The 12,911-nt window shown below is 33.4% G+C and carries 16 protein-coding genes; 3 read left to right on the top strand and 13 right to left on the bottom strand.

All coding sequences use genetic code 11. The annotated features are described in order from the left end of the window. Window positions 1–64: 64 nt before the first annotated feature. The gene (locus tag EOD40_RS06260; protein WP_231129587.1) at window positions 65–1,345 is read right to left on the bottom strand and encodes an MFS transporter; all 1,281 of its coding nucleotides are present in this window, start codon (window positions 1,343–1,345) and stop codon (window positions 65–67) included. A 105-nt stretch (window positions 1,346–1,450) separates the two neighbouring features. Between EOD40_RS06260 and bshC the strand changes: the two genes are divergently transcribed. Both bshC and EOD40_RS06270 read left to right on the top strand, forming a co-directional pair. Next, window positions 1,451–3,055 carry a bacillithiol biosynthesis cysteine-adding enzyme BshC gene (gene bshC / locus EOD40_RS06265; protein WP_128194048.1) on the top strand — a complete coding sequence of 535 codons (1,605 nt, stop codon included), beginning with the start codon at window positions 1,451–1,453 and terminating at the stop codon, window positions 3,053–3,055. A gap of 96 nt (window positions 3,056–3,151) precedes the next feature. Beyond that, entirely contained in the window at window positions 3,152–3,571 is a 420-nt protein-coding gene (locus EOD40_RS06270) for a nucleoside-diphosphate kinase (RefSeq protein WP_128194049.1), read from the top strand. Between the two features lie 139 nt (window positions 3,572–3,710). Here the strand turns inward: EOD40_RS06270 and EOD40_RS06275 are convergent, their stop codons facing one another. Genes EOD40_RS06275 through EOD40_RS06285 form a run of 3 tightly spaced genes read right to left on the bottom strand, consistent with a single transcriptional unit; the run spans window position 3,711 to window position 4,893 of the window. Continuing rightward, on the bottom strand, window positions 3,711–4,118 hold the full coding sequence (locus EOD40_RS06275; protein ID WP_128194050.1) for a hypothetical protein: 408 nt from the start codon (window positions 4,116–4,118) through the stop codon (window positions 3,711–3,713). 54 nt (window positions 4,119–4,172) lie between these two features. After that, window positions 4,173–4,469: a DUF721 domain-containing protein gene (locus EOD40_RS06280; protein ID WP_128194051.1), complete on the bottom strand. Its 297-nt coding sequence runs from the start codon at window positions 4,467–4,469 to the stop codon at window positions 4,173–4,175. After that, on the bottom strand, window positions 4,450–4,893 hold the full coding sequence (locus EOD40_RS06285; protein ID WP_231129588.1) for a hypothetical protein: 444 nt from the start codon (window positions 4,891–4,893) through the stop codon (window positions 4,450–4,452). The genes EOD40_RS06280 and EOD40_RS06285 overlap by 20 nt, the downstream gene beginning before the upstream one ends. A 139-nt stretch (window positions 4,894–5,032) precedes the next feature. On the opposite strand from EOD40_RS06285, the gene EOD40_RS06290 reads away from it, so the two are divergent. Then, window positions 5,033–6,100: a serine hydrolase domain-containing protein gene (locus tag EOD40_RS06290; protein ID WP_128194052.1), complete on the top strand. Its 1,068-nt coding sequence runs from the start codon at window positions 5,033–5,035 to the stop codon at window positions 6,098–6,100. Window positions 6,101–6,286: 186 nt separating this feature from the next. On the opposite strand, the gene ftsY is transcribed toward EOD40_RS06290, so the two are convergent. The 9 genes from ftsY to EOD40_RS06335 form a co-directional block, all read right to left on the bottom strand. Then, complete coding sequence (gene ftsY, locus EOD40_RS06295) at window positions 6,287–7,240, bottom strand: signal recognition particle-docking protein FtsY (protein WP_128194053.1); 954 nt, start codon at window positions 7,238–7,240, stop codon at window positions 6,287–6,289. Window positions 7,241–7,367: 127 nt separating this feature from the next. Further along, window positions 7,368–7,520, bottom strand: a complete 153-nt coding sequence (locus tag EOD40_RS06300) for a DUF4295 domain-containing protein (RefSeq protein WP_081824680.1) — start codon at window positions 7,518–7,520, stop codon at window positions 7,368–7,370. Between the two features lie 78 nt (window positions 7,521–7,598). Further along, window positions 7,599–7,781 carry a 50S ribosomal protein L33 gene (gene rpmG / locus EOD40_RS06305; protein ID WP_011963553.1) on the bottom strand — a complete coding sequence of 61 codons (183 nt, stop codon included), beginning with the start codon at window positions 7,779–7,781 and terminating at the stop codon, window positions 7,599–7,601. Between the two features lie 27 nt (window positions 7,782–7,808). Further along, the gene (gene rpmB, locus EOD40_RS06310; RefSeq protein WP_007805815.1) at window positions 7,809–8,045 is read right to left on the bottom strand and encodes a 50S ribosomal protein L28; all 237 of its coding nucleotides are present in this window, start codon (window positions 8,043–8,045) and stop codon (window positions 7,809–7,811) included. A gap of 74 nt (window positions 8,046–8,119) precedes the next feature. Next, window positions 8,120–9,373: a CinA family nicotinamide mononucleotide deamidase-related protein gene (locus tag EOD40_RS06315; protein WP_128194054.1), complete on the bottom strand. Its 1,254-nt coding sequence runs from the start codon at window positions 9,371–9,373 to the stop codon at window positions 8,120–8,122. Between the two features lie 105 nt (window positions 9,374–9,478). After that, window positions 9,479–9,823, bottom strand: coding sequence for an Hpt domain-containing protein (locus tag EOD40_RS06320; RefSeq protein WP_128194055.1), 345 nt, complete (start codon window positions 9,821–9,823; stop codon window positions 9,479–9,481). Further along, complete coding sequence (locus tag EOD40_RS06325; protein ID WP_128194056.1) at window positions 9,823–10,434, bottom strand: fumarylacetoacetate hydrolase family protein; 612 nt, start codon at window positions 10,432–10,434, stop codon at window positions 9,823–9,825. Before EOD40_RS06325 ends, EOD40_RS06320 begins: the two co-directional genes overlap by 1 nt. A gap of 67 nt (window positions 10,435–10,501) precedes the next feature. Beyond that, on the bottom strand, window positions 10,502–11,272 hold the full coding sequence (locus EOD40_RS06330) for a 3'-5' exonuclease (RefSeq protein ID WP_128194057.1): 771 nt from the start codon (window positions 11,270–11,272) through the stop codon (window positions 10,502–10,504). A gap of 116 nt (window positions 11,273–11,388) precedes the next feature. Beyond that, a complete protein-coding gene (locus EOD40_RS06335; RefSeq protein ID WP_128194058.1) occupies window positions 11,389–12,696 on the bottom strand; it encodes a dihydrolipoamide acetyltransferase family protein in 1,308 nt (435 codons plus the stop codon). Window positions 12,697–12,911: the final 215 nt, after the last annotated feature.

Consider the following 12,911-nt stretch of genomic DNA (forward strand, 5'->3'; position numbering starts at 1 on the left):
GAAAGGGCGCAAAGTTTAATAAACTTTCCGCCCTTTATATAAATCTTTGAAAACTTTGCAGTACTTAAAACTTATGCTCTTCTTTACTAATTACCAATAAGGATATTAAGGAAATACAAGCCGCAACCGTAAGATACATTCCCACAGAAGCAATTCCGAATTTATCTGCCAATTTGATGGCTACCATTGGTGCAAAAGCAGCGCCTAAAATCCCAGCCAAATTAAAAGTCAATGAAGCTCCTGTATAACGAACAGTTGTTGGGAATAATTCAGATAAAAAAGTACCTACCGGTCCATAAATGAATCCCATAAGTGACATTCCTAAACAAACAAATACAGTAACTAATACCATATTACCCGATGTTAAAAACGATGAAAAGAAAAATCCAAAAATCGCAATGGCAATAGTCGTATAAATCAGCATTTTTCTACGACCAATTTTATCGGCTGCTAAGGCTGAAATTGGAATAAAAATCGCAAAGAATAACACTGAAAACAACTGAATCAAAAGCCCTTCTTTTTTAGAAAAACCTAAATTGTCCGTATTCCATTTTAACATAAAAACCGTCATCAGATAAAACACTAAGAAGGTCGTTACCGCTGCCAAAGTTCCAAAAATCAACTGGTTTTTGTACAATTTAAAAACCGTTACAAAAGGAACCTTAACCTCTTCTTGTTCTATTTTAGAATTTTCAAAAGCTGGAGTTTCGGTAATTTTTAATCGGATATAAAAACCTACTATTACTAAAAGCGAACTAGCAATAAAAGGAATTCTCCATCCATAATCTATAAAAGCTTCGGGACTCATACTATCAGTTAATAATAAAAAAGTACCACCCGAAAGCAACAATCCTATTGGTGCGCCTAACTGTGGGAACATTCCATACCAGGCACGTTTATGTGGTGGTGCATTTTCGATTGCTAATAAAACAGCACCTCCCCATTCGCCTCCTAATCCTACACCCTGTCCAAAACGACAAAGCATTAATAAAATAGGAGCCAAAACACCAATACTCGCATAACTAGGCAAAAAACCAATACTCACCGTAGAGATTCCCATAGTCAACAAAGCAACAACAAGCGTTACTTTTCGTCCTATTTTGTCTCCATAATGCCCAAAAACAGCCGAACCTAAAGGTCGAGCAAGAAAAGCAATGGAAAAAGTAGCCAAAGACTCTAAAGTAGAAATTGTTTTATCCTCCCCTGGAAAAAACAACTGCGGAAATACCAATACCGCAGCATTGGCATAGATATAAAAGTCAAAAAACTCAATGGTTGTTCCAATCAAACTACCAAAAAGCACGTGTTTTAAAGAATTTATTTTAGCTGACTGTTCTTTCATCATCAAGAAATTAGGTTTAAAATCCTGCAAAAATCCTCCTTATTTTTGAAAGCTACAAATATTTAGTTCCAATATTTTTTGGTAATTTTACTCAAAACAAATTCAAACATGCCCAACGACTGTATCAGCTATCAAAAATCAGGATATTTCTCTCCTTTGATGAATGATTATTTAGACCAAAATCCAAAACTACAATCTTTATATAATCGGTTTCCAACACTTGAAAATTTCGAAGCACAAATAGCCGAAAAACAAACTAATTTCAATAATAGTCATAGAACGAGCTTAGTTTCAGCTCTGCAAAAGCAATATGCCGGCATCGAAATTTCGCATTTAACCCAGCAAAATATAGAATCTTTAAAAGTCAACAACACTTTTACAATAACTACTGGACATCAATTAAACCTGTTTTCCGGTCCTTTGTATTTTCTATACAAAATTATTTCTGTCATCAATTTAACGACCGAATTAAAAGTAAAATATCCTGCTTATAATTTTGTACCCGTTTATTGGATGGCAACCGAAGACCATGATTTTGAAGAAATCAATTACTTTAATTTCAAAGGAAAAAAATTCCGTTGGAATGCAGAAAGCACTGGACCTGTTGGCAGACTTTCAACTGAAGGATTAGCTGATTTTTTCGAAATATACCAACAAGAATTAGGTTCAAGCACCAATGCCGAAAAATTAAAAAAACTATTTCAGGATACTTATTTAAATCATGATAATCTTGCCGATGCTACCCGTTATTTAGCGAATGCCTTATTCGGCTCGCATGGATTAGTAATTATTGATGCCGATGATGCTGATTTGAAAAGAAACTTCATTCCTTATATCAAGGAAGAATTATTGCAACAAACAGCTCACAAAAAAGTATTAGAAACCAACGAAAATCTAAAAGATTACTTTATTCAGGTAAATCCCCGTGAAATCAATCTGTTTTATATCGAAGATAATTTACGAGAACGCATTGTTTATGATCCCGATAGCCATCGGGACGGAAAATATACTGTAAACAATACTAAAATTGAGTTTTCTGAAACTGAAATTTTAGCATTAGCAGAAAGCAATCCAGAAAAATTTAGCCCTAATGTGATTATGCGTCCTTTGTATCAGGAAGTCATCCTGCCAAATCTTTGCTACATTGGCGGAGGTGGAGAAATAGCTTATTGGCTCGAATTAAAATCTTTTTTTGATGCAGTAAAAATTAGTTTTCCAATACTTTTAGTCCGTAATTCGGTTCTTTTGGCTAGCGAAAAACAACTTAAAAAAGCCGATAAATTAAATCTTAGCTGGAGTGACTTATTCTCAAAACAAGTCGATTTAGTAAAAAATAAAGTTTTAATACTATCGGAAATCGATATTGATTTATCACTTTTAAAAGCGCAATTACAAAAGCAATTCGATATCCTGAATGAGATTACAACAAAAACAGATCCTTCTTTTGCCGGAGCAGTAAAAGCGCAGGAGATAAAACAAATTAAAGGTCTGGAAAAACTGGAAAAACGTTTGCTTAAAGCTGAAAAGATAAAATTAAAAGACACCTTAACACGCATCACTGATTTGCAAAACGAATTATTTCCTAATCAAAGTTTACAGGAACGCCAAGCCAATTTCTCTGAATTCTATATAGAAAGTGGCGAGCATTTAATAACTAAACTTATCGAACGTCTTCAACCTCTGGAACAGCGATTTGATATCATCAGACTATAAAATTTAACAAAAGAAGCTGTATTCATGAAGTATTTATTACCAAATAATACCGTAAACGTTTAAAAAAAACTACTTTTATAAAAAAAGAAATTCACAATGACAACTAACAGAACTTTTACCATGATTAAGCCCGATGCTGTCGCTAATGGACACATTGGAAACATACTTGCAATGATCAACAATAACGGCTTTAAAATTGTATCACTAAAGCTAACCCAACTTACAGTAGCCGATGCTCAAGCTTTTTATGCTGTACACGCAGCAAGACCTTTCTACGGAGAATTAGTAGAATTCATGTCTAGTGGACCTATTGTTGCTGCCATTTTAGAAAAAGAAAACGCAGTTTTAGATTTCAGAACACTTATTGGTGCTACAAATCCAGCAGATGCTGCCGAAGGAACTATCCGTAAATTATACGCTACTTCTATGGGTGAAAACGCAGTTCACGGTTCAGACAGTGATGAAAATGCAGCTATAGAAAGTGCTTTTCATTTTGCAGGAAGAGAACAATTTTAGTATTCAGTAATCAAATTTTAGTGTTCAGTCACATATTTGTCCGTCACACATAAAAACAGAAAATCCAGTTTCAAAATTTTGAAACTGGATTTTTTTTTTTGTATAATTATTGAAAAGCTATCAAGATTCCTTTTTTGTTTTATTTTCTTTCTCCTAAATCAACTAAATCCTTTTGCAACAGCAATTTCATTTTATCATAATTAACATGGTAAAAACTAGAAATACCTCCTATTCTTTTTCCATTTTTAAGAATAAAAAGAAATTCAGCCAATCCGAGTTTTCCAGATTCAAACAAGGTATCAAAACCATCTAATTCATTAAAACGATAAATTTTAGATTTTCCTATTCCAAAACAACCTTTAACAATTATTACAGATTCATCAATTTCTACTTGGAAAGCTCTAGTTCTAAAAACTTTCAACCAGAAAAAAATCACGAAAAATAAAAATAAAATTGGCAAAAAAATACTGGCCACAGGAGATTTAAAAGAAAGATAAATCACTAATAACGGAGATATCGAGAACCAAGTTACTATAAAAATTGGCAAGAATTTAAATTTAGATTTTACAGACACTATTTTTGATTTACATTTTTAAATAAACTATCTCAAAACCACCTCTTTCACCACATCACGACGTAATTCTTCATTAATCATCGCAACAATCTTAGATTTTCCGTGGCTTAGTTCTTCTCTTAATACCGATGATGTTAATTCCACATACAAAGTACTGCCTTTTAAAACCACATTACGGGTGTAACTGTTCACGCCGTTTCCCATTAAATTTTGCCAGGCCTCCTTTACGTTGATTCCGTCCATTCCTGACTGCAACTTATTTACCTGAATAATTTGCTTCAAAACATCGCCTACAGTACTTTGATTATTTAGTCTTTTCGCCATCTCCTAGTAAATTTATTGGTCCTGCTTTTTTATATTGGTATTCTTTATTCTGATCATTTTTAATCAGCATTTCATCATCTGAGATACTCACTAATTCTTCGCTCCACTTGGCATAAGCCGTTGTATAATCTAAATAAACATGATCTTCTGTAAATCGTACTTTTACATTCTCATAATCGTCATTAAATAAAAAAGTCCCATCAAATTGTGGTCTTACCTTTCTTCGAATCCCTTTATTATTGGCTATTTTAAAAAAATCAAAATTCTCATTCATCTTGTATTCCTTATCCTCACCTTCTTTAAAACTCACCTTCTCAATTTCCCAATATCCATTCAATTTACTAATATCTTCTGGAGTGATTTTTTGTTGACAAGACACTAAAAACAAGCATACAAAAAGAATTTTTAAACTGTTTTTCATCATAAATACTTTTAATTACCTACTGTGATTACTCCGACAAAGTTAAGTGTATTATAATTAACTTAGCTAAAAAATCAAAGCCAACTTAAACTATTTTATATATTTTTGGTCTTAAAGTAGTTAGAACCAATACCATAAAATCATGTCAAAAATACTCCTTAGTTTCCTTAGTCTTTGCCTATTTGTGAACTGTACTTCTGAAAACAGTTCTCCTTCAACTACTACAGAAAACCTATATTTTCCTCCACTAACAGGAACAAGTTGGGAAACCAAATCTATTGCTGATTTAGGATGGAAACAGGAAGCGGTCCAACCCTTATTAGATTATTTAGAACTTAAACATTCTAAATCTTTTATGATTTTAGTTAACGGACGCATTGTCATGGAAAATTATTTCAATGGACATTCAGCAACCACTAATTGGTATTGGGCAAGTGCCGGAAAAACATTGACATCAACACTTACCGGAATTGCAGAACAGGAAGGTTTTATCAACAGCAACAATAAAGTCTCTGATTATATTGGTGCGGGATGGACATCTGAAACTTTAGCAAAAGAAAACCTGATTACTTGCAAGAACTTACTCAGTATGACTTCGGGAATCGAAGATATTGCCAATGGCGATGATGTTTCTCCATCGAGCCTAACCTACAAAGCCGATGCAGGTACGCGCTGGGCATATCATAATGTATATGTAAAACTGCAAGATCTTATTGCTCAGGCTACAGGACAAACTTGGGCGAATTATTTTAACACAAGACTTCGAGATAAAATTGGAATGAATGGAAGTTGGTTAACTCTAGACAACAATATTGTCTATTTCAGTACCACCAGAAGCATGGCCCGTTTTGGTTTATTGATGTTAAACAAAGGAAAATGGGAAAATAACACTATTTTAAATGAAGCTTTTTTCAATTCAGCGACTACAACTTCCCAAAACATTAATCTTTCTTACGGTTATTTATGGTGGTTAAACGGAAAATCAAGTTACCATTTACCACAAAGTCAGCTACAATTATCAGGAAGTATCATTCCAAATGGACCAAATGATATGTTCATGGCATTGGGCAAAAATGACCAAAAAATTTATGTCATTCCAAGTAAAAAAATGGTGGTAATTAGAATGGGAGACGCAGCAGATAATGTTAATTTAGCCTTGTCTGATTTTGATAATACACTTTGGCAAAAAATAAATGCTTTATATCAGTAATTATCGTTTAGTACGAATCCTTTTTAACATTCCCATAAAAAAGAATCCTATACCCAAAACCAACAAAATATAATAAAAAGTCAAACTTTTATCTTTTAAAACATTGGCTAAAACAAAACTGATAACACTTGCGAAATAGAAAGCTACAGGCGTTATATTTTTAAATGAAGAAAACATATTTATTTTTTATTTAAAGAAACTATCGATAAATTCAAATTTATTAAAGACTTGTAAATCTTCAATACCTTCACCTACTCCTATGTATTTTACAGGAATTTGAAATTGATCTGAAATTCCAATGACAACACCGCCTTTAGCAGTACCATCAAGTTTAGTTACAGCTAATGAAGTTACTTCGGTTGCAGCAGTAAATTGCTTGGCTTGTTCGAAAGCATTTTGACCAGTAGAACCATCAAGAACTAACAATACATCATGAGGTGCATCGGCAACTACTTTTTGCATCACACGTTTTACTTTCGACAATTCGTTCATCAAATTAATCTTGTTGTGCAAACGTCCCGCTGTATCAATAATTACAATATCGGCATCTTGAGCCACAGCTGATTGTAGTGTATCAAAAGCTACAGAAGCCGGATCAGAACCCATATTTTGTCTTACTATTGGCACATCAACTCTGTCAGCCCAAATTTGTAATTGATCAATAGCAGCAGCTCTAAAAGTATCAGCCGCCCCAAGAACCACCTTGTAGCCTTGCTTTTTAAACTGATAAGCCAGTTTCCCGATAGTAGTAGTTTTACCCACTCCGTTAACTCCAACAACCATTAAAACATAAGGTTTTACATTAACAGGAATTACAAATTCGGTTGCTTCACCGGTATTAGTTTCTGAAAGTAAAGCTGCAATTTCTTCTTGTAGAATTTGATTCAGCTCTGAAGTACCTAAATATTTGTCTTCAGAAACACGTTTTTCTATACGGGTTATTATTTTTAAAGTAGTATCAACACCTACATCCGAAGAAACCAGAATTTCTTCCAGGTTATCCAAAACATCATCATCAACCTTAGACTTCCCTACTATCGCTTTACTTAATTTAGAAAAGAAAGTAGTTTTTGTTTTTTCCAGACCTTTATCTAAGGTTTCCTTTTTCTCTGTAGAAAATATTCTTTTAAAAAAACTCATCGTATATACAGTATTAATAACAAGAGTATTAGCAAATAAATACTAATACCACTTTCAAAGAGTAAATATAGAAAATAAAAAAGCTACTTCCTGAAGAAAGTAGCTTTTCTATATATGCTTTTATGAATTATTTCTTTTTCAAGAATTCATCAACTAATTCAGGTGCAACGATAGTTTCTACGAAAGTATATGCGCCAGTTTTTGGAGATTTAACCATTTTAATGGCTTTTGATAATCTCTTAGAAGAAGTTTGTAACGATGCTACGGTTTTCTTTGCCATGATTTAAATGTTATTTTGAATTTTAATAAACCTCTTAAATGTAAGCATTTTGAGATTTTGGATTAAAATTTCTAATTATTACTTAATTTCTTTGTGAACAGTTACTCTCTTCAATACAGGGTTGAATTTTTTAATTTCCAATCTGTCTGGAGTATTCTTTTTGTTCTTAGTTGTTATGTATCTTGAAGTACCAGCAACACCTGAAGCTTTGTGCTCAGTACATTCTAAAATTACCTGGATTCTATTACCTTTCTTTGCCATCTTGCTATATATTTATTTAGGAAAAGATTATTTTATAAATCCTTCTGACTGTGCTTTTTTCAAAACAGCAGAAATTCCATTTTTATTAATTGTTTTTATCGTAGATGCTGCTACTCTAAGAGTAATCCATCTATCTTCTTCTGGAAGATAAAAACGCTTTTTAACTAAGTTTACAGAAAACTTTCTCTTAGTTTTGTTCATAGCGTGAGAAACGTTATTTCCTACCATCGCTCTTTTACCTGTAAGGTCACAAACTCTTGACATTATACTTATCTTTTATATCGTTATTCAAAATCAGGGTGCAAAGAAAAGAAAAATAAACGGTTCAAACAAAAAAATTACAAGACATTTTTAAAAATTTCTTTCTTTAGCATTTCTAAACTTTTAATCAACGCTCTATCTATCACTTTTTCACGTGGTTGACCAAAATTAAACTCTTCTACGATTACCTCATTTGGAGTAGCCAAAGCTATAAAAACACTTCCTAATTCGGCTTTTTCATCTCCTTTTGTTGGTCCGGCATTTCCAGTTGTAGCAAGTGCATAATCGGTATTCATCAGCTTCTTAACATTCAAAGCCATAGCTTTAGCCACCTCAGCACTTACAACCGAATGCCCTTCTATCAAATCTGCAGGAATCCCCAACACAGCTACCTTTGTTTCAGTTGCATAAGAAACTACACTTCCTTTAAAATAAGCCGAAGCTCCCGCTACCGATGACAAACTTGCCGCTATTTGACCTCCCGTACAACTTTCGGCCGTAGCAATAGTTTTTTGCTGTTTTTTCAGCATTTTACCCACTAAAACCTCAATCGTTTCATCTTCTTCAAAACCAACAATAATATCATTGATAATCGCATCTAAAGAAACCACGTAAGAATCAATTGTTTTTTCTAATTCTTCTTTATCCTTTCCTCTGGCCGAAAGACGCAAACGCACTCTTCCCGGAGCTGGCAAGTAAGCCAATTTAACAAATTCAGGCAAGCTGTTTTCCCAATCTTCAATTCGCTCCGCCACCATACTTTCACCTTGTCCATACGTAAGAATCGTTTTATGGATAATATAAGGTCGGTCATATTCTTTGACAACCTTTGGAATTATCTCATTCTCTACCAAATATTTCATTTCGAATGGCACTCCCGGCAGCGAAACAAAAACCGTATTTTCTTTTTTCATCCACATTCCTGGAGCTGTCCCCACCTGATTATGAAGTACCGTGCAACGCGATGGAACCAACGCCTGATCTTTATTGATTTGGGTAATGGTTCGTTTATAAAAACCTTCAATTAATTGGGTAACATGCTTTAAAACCGCCTGATCGACAATCAATTCATCCTCAAAATAATCGCAGAATGTTTTTTTAGTGACATCATCCTTAGTAGGCCCTAAACCTCCTGTAATAATTACCAAATCGACTTTATTTTGCAATTTTACAAAAGTATCCAGAATGTGTTGCTTATCATCACTAATAGAAATCATCTCATGAATCTCTACTCCTATTTTATCCAGGGATTTTGCAATAAACCCCGAATTGGTATCAATAATTTGCCCTATTAAAATCTCATCTCCTATAGTAACAATGGTTGCTTTCATCTATTAATCTGATAATTTAAAATCCTTATAAAATAAAATCAACATTCAAAAAAATTGAATGTTGATTCTTGTTGTTTTTTTATTTAAAAAATGGAGACCTAAAAATTATAAGTCAAAGTCTTTCTTAATCTCCTTAATTGCTTCTTTTACCTGAGTTTTTATACTATCAAAAGTATGTTCAATATCTTTTCTTTTGCCCTCTTCTTTAGTCCAGGCTTCTACCTGAAGAATTTCTTCAAAAGCTACTGTCATCCCCAACAAATCTAAAGTTGGCTTGATTTTATGTGCATAAGCATAGGCATGCTTATGATCTTTCTTCTTAATCCCCTCTTTTATTTGTGCCAAATCTTCTGGAACATCATTTACAAACAAGGTTAGAATTTCGTTTACAAACTCTTGATCATTATCTGAGATTGCATACACTTTTGCTAAGTTATAGTTTAAAGCCATTATTTTATTTGTATTCTAAATAGTTTTTGTCCTTCTAAATATCCTTCCAAAACGTCGTTGGGATTTACCTTTGCAACACCTTTAGGAGTTCCCGTAAAAATAATATCTCCTATTTTTAAAGTAAAATATTGTGAAACATAAGCAATTAACTCATCTATTTTCCACAACATCATATTAACATTACCTTCCTGAACGGTTTGATTATTATTTTTCAATTCAAAAGTAAGATTTTCTAACGAACTAAATTGCTCTTTGGGTAAAAAATCGCCAATCACAGCCGAACCATCAAAAGCTTTTGCTTTTTCCCAAGGCAAACCTTTAGATTTTAAATCATTTTGCAAATCACGGGCTGTAAAATCAATCCCTACACTTATCTCATCATAATATTTATGAGCAAATTTAGGTTCAATATACTTCCCTACCTTATTAATCTTTACAATAACCTCAACTTCATGCTGCACATCTTCTGAAAATTCAGGAATCACAAAAGGATGTTGCTTTAACAATATAGCCGAATCCGGCTTGATAAAAATTACCGGCTCAGTTGGGCGTTCATTTTGTAATTCTTCAATATGACTGGCATAATTGCGACCAATACAAATTATCTTCATTTTTTTTCAGATTTCAGACTTCAAATTTCAGATTTCAGACTGCCATCTGAAAACTGCTAACTGAAATCTATTTCGTATTTAACTTTCTTAATTTAATTGCGGTCAATACCTTTTTAGTATACAAAGGGAAATCAGCATTTTGAACCCAACTAAAATAGCCTGGTTCTTTTTCTAAAATAACATCCACTTTTACTCCTTTGTGTTTTCCAAAAGTAAATATTTCATCGCCATCTTTATCAAAAGAAATCATTCCGGCAAAATCGGCTATTTTTTTTCTGGTTGTAAATTCCGAAAGCGATTTCATATCGTTTTCTAAATCAGGATAACGTTCTAATTGTGCTTTCAGGATTTCATAAGTAGCTATTGTATCCGCTTCTGCCGAATGGGCATTTTCTAAACTTTTACCACAATAAAACTTTAAAGCAGCACTCAAAGTACGCTCTTCCATCTTATGAAAAATAGTTTGAACATCGACAGAAACTCTGTTTTTCATATCAAAATCTACTCCCGCACGAAGCAATTCTTCTGCCAAAAGCGGAATATCAAATCGATCTGAATTAAATCCAGCCAAATCACTGTCTTTTATCATATTGTAAACCTGAGAAGCCAGTTCACTAAAAGTAGGTTCATTAGCTACTTTTTCATCGGTAATTCCGTGAACAGCGGTAGTTTGTGGTGGAATTGGAATCGTAGGATTCACCAGCCATGTTTTGCTTTCTTTATTTCCGTTTGGAAAAACTTTAAATATTGAGATTTCCACAATTCTGTCTTTTCCAATATCAATTCCTGTAGTTTCAAGATCAAAAAAGCAGATAGGTCTATTGAGTTTTAATTCCATCTTTATAATATATAGCTACAAATATAAAGTTTTGAGTTTGATTTAAACAAGAGTTTAAAAAAGAAAACCCGTCTCGTTTTAAAAACGACACGGGTTTGCTGATATAAATTTCAAAACTAAATAGTTCTTGTAATATCAAAATTCTCTAAATATTCGGCAACTCGTTTCACAAACATTCCGCCTAAAGCGCCATCAATAATACGATGATCATAACCATGAGTTAAAAACATCTTTTGACGAATTCCTATAAAATCTCCTTCTGGAGTTTCAATTACCGCCGGTACTTTTCTAATAGCACCTAGGGCTAAAATCCCCACTTCCGGCTGATTGATAATTGGTGTACCAAAAACACTTCCAAAGGAACCAACATTCGTCACTGTATAAGTTCCTCCTTTAGTTTCATCTGGTTTCAGCTTTCCTAATTTTGCTCGATTTCCTAAATCGTTTACAGCTTTTGCCATACCTACCAAATTGAGTTGATCTGCATTTTTAATTACAGGAACAATCAAATTACCGTTTGGTAAAGCAGCAGCCATACCCAGATTGATATTTTTCTTTTTAATGATATAATCACCATCAACTGAAATATTCATTCCAGGAAAATCTTTCAATGCCTTAGCAACAGCTTCCATAAAAATAGGGGTAAAAGTCAGCTTTTCACCTTCTCTTTTCTCAAATTCATTTTTATGCTTTTCACGCCATTTTACAATATTGGTCATATCAACTTCTATAAAAGAATAAACATGAGCAGATGTTTGTTGAGAAGAAATCATATAACCCGCAATCAACTTGCGCATTCTATCCATTTCGACAATTTCGTCGCCACCACTCACAGAAACCGGTGCAACTGATTTTGAAGAAACTGCCTCAACAACCTCAACAACTTCTTTTACAGCTTCAACCTGAGGCGCATTTGTTCTGTTTTTCAGATATTCTAAAATATCATTCTTAGTCACTCTGCCTTCGCTTCCTGTACCTGGAATTTTTTCCAATTCTTCGATACCAATTCCTTCGGCAGCTGCAATGTTTTTCACTAATGGCGAAAAGAATTTTTCAGAATTGCTATTTGTTATTGCTGGAACAGCAACCGTTTCTTTTGCTATTTCTATCGTTTTTGTTACTTCTTCTATTATCTCTGGTGCTATTGTTTCTTCAACCTCAACCACCGCATCTTCATCCTCCCCTTCTGTCTCAATGATTGCAATAGTTTGTCCTACCTCAACCAAATCATCTTTTGAAAACAATTGTTCTACTAAAACACCCGAAACTTCGCTAGGTACTTCACTATCTACTTTATCGGTAGCAACTTCTAGCACTGCCTCATCGGCTTCAATTTTATCGCCTACTTGTTTCAACCAGTTTGTAATGGTTGCTTCTGCGACACTTTCTCCCATTCTCGGAAGCTTTAATTCGAATCTTGCCATATTGTTAACCTAAAAGGTAGTTTTTTAATTTCTGTTTGCGAAATTACTAAATTCTTAAAACATAAATTATATTAAATGCAGCTTTCCTATATTAATTATAGCAAGCAACTCATTTTCAAAATAATAATCTACTTATTAATAAAAATCAAATACTAAATACATCATTTTTTACTAATTCGACAAAAAAACAAGCCTTTCAACAGCTTATTTTTTTA

Source organism: Flavobacterium sufflavum, assembly GCF_004016525.1.
GTDB classification, from domain to species: Bacteria; Bacteroidota; Bacteroidia; order Flavobacteriales; family Flavobacteriaceae; genus Flavobacterium; species Flavobacterium sufflavum.

Excerpts from the sequence above, each read along its gene's own strand:
- EOD40_RS06260 (WP_231129587.1), bottom strand. The coding sequence starts at position 1,345 with ATGATGAAAGAACAGTCAGCTAAAATAAATTCTTTAAAACACGTGCTT.
- bshC (WP_128194048.1), top strand. The coding sequence starts at position 1,451 with ATGCCCAACGACTGTATCAGCTATCAAAAATCAGGATATTTCTCTCCT.
- EOD40_RS06270 (WP_128194049.1), top strand. The coding sequence starts at position 3,152 with ATGACAACTAACAGAACTTTTACCATGATTAAGCCCGATGCTGTCGCT.
- EOD40_RS06280 (WP_128194051.1), bottom strand. The coding sequence starts at position 4,469 with ATGGCGAAAAGACTAAATAATCAAAGTACTGTAGGCGATGTTTTGAAG.
- EOD40_RS06285 (WP_231129588.1), bottom strand. The coding sequence starts at position 4,893 with ATGATGAAAAACAGTTTAAAAATTCTTTTTGTATGCTTGTTTTTAGTG.
- EOD40_RS06290 (WP_128194052.1), top strand. The coding sequence starts at position 5,033 with ATGTCAAAAATACTCCTTAGTTTCCTTAGTCTTTGCCTATTTGTGAAC.
- ftsY (WP_128194053.1), bottom strand. The coding sequence starts at position 7,240 with ATGAGTTTTTTTAAAAGAATATTTTCTACAGAGAAAAAGGAAACCTTA.
- EOD40_RS06300 (WP_081824680.1), bottom strand. The coding sequence starts at position 7,520 with ATGGCAAAGAAAACCGTAGCATCGTTACAAACTTCTTCTAAGAGATTA.
- rpmG (WP_011963553.1), bottom strand. The coding sequence starts at position 7,781 with ATGGCAAAGAAAGGTAATAGAATCCAGGTAATTTTAGAATGTACTGAG.
- rpmB (WP_007805815.1), bottom strand. The coding sequence starts at position 8,045 with ATGTCAAGAGTTTGTGACCTTACAGGTAAAAGAGCGATGGTAGGAAAT.
- EOD40_RS06315 (WP_128194054.1), bottom strand. The coding sequence starts at position 9,373 with ATGAAAGCAACCATTGTTACTATAGGAGATGAGATTTTAATAGGGCAA.
- EOD40_RS06320 (WP_128194055.1), bottom strand. The coding sequence starts at position 9,823 with ATGGCTTTAAACTATAACTTAGCAAAAGTGTATGCAATCTCAGATAAT.
- EOD40_RS06325 (WP_128194056.1), bottom strand. The coding sequence starts at position 10,434 with ATGAAGATAATTTGTATTGGTCGCAATTATGCCAGTCATATTGAAGAA.
- EOD40_RS06330 (WP_128194057.1), bottom strand. The coding sequence starts at position 11,272 with ATGGAATTAAAACTCAATAGACCTATCTGCTTTTTTGATCTTGAAACT.
- EOD40_RS06335 (WP_128194058.1), bottom strand. The coding sequence starts at position 12,696 with ATGGCAAGATTCGAATTAAAGCTTCCGAGAATGGGAGAAAGTGTCGCA.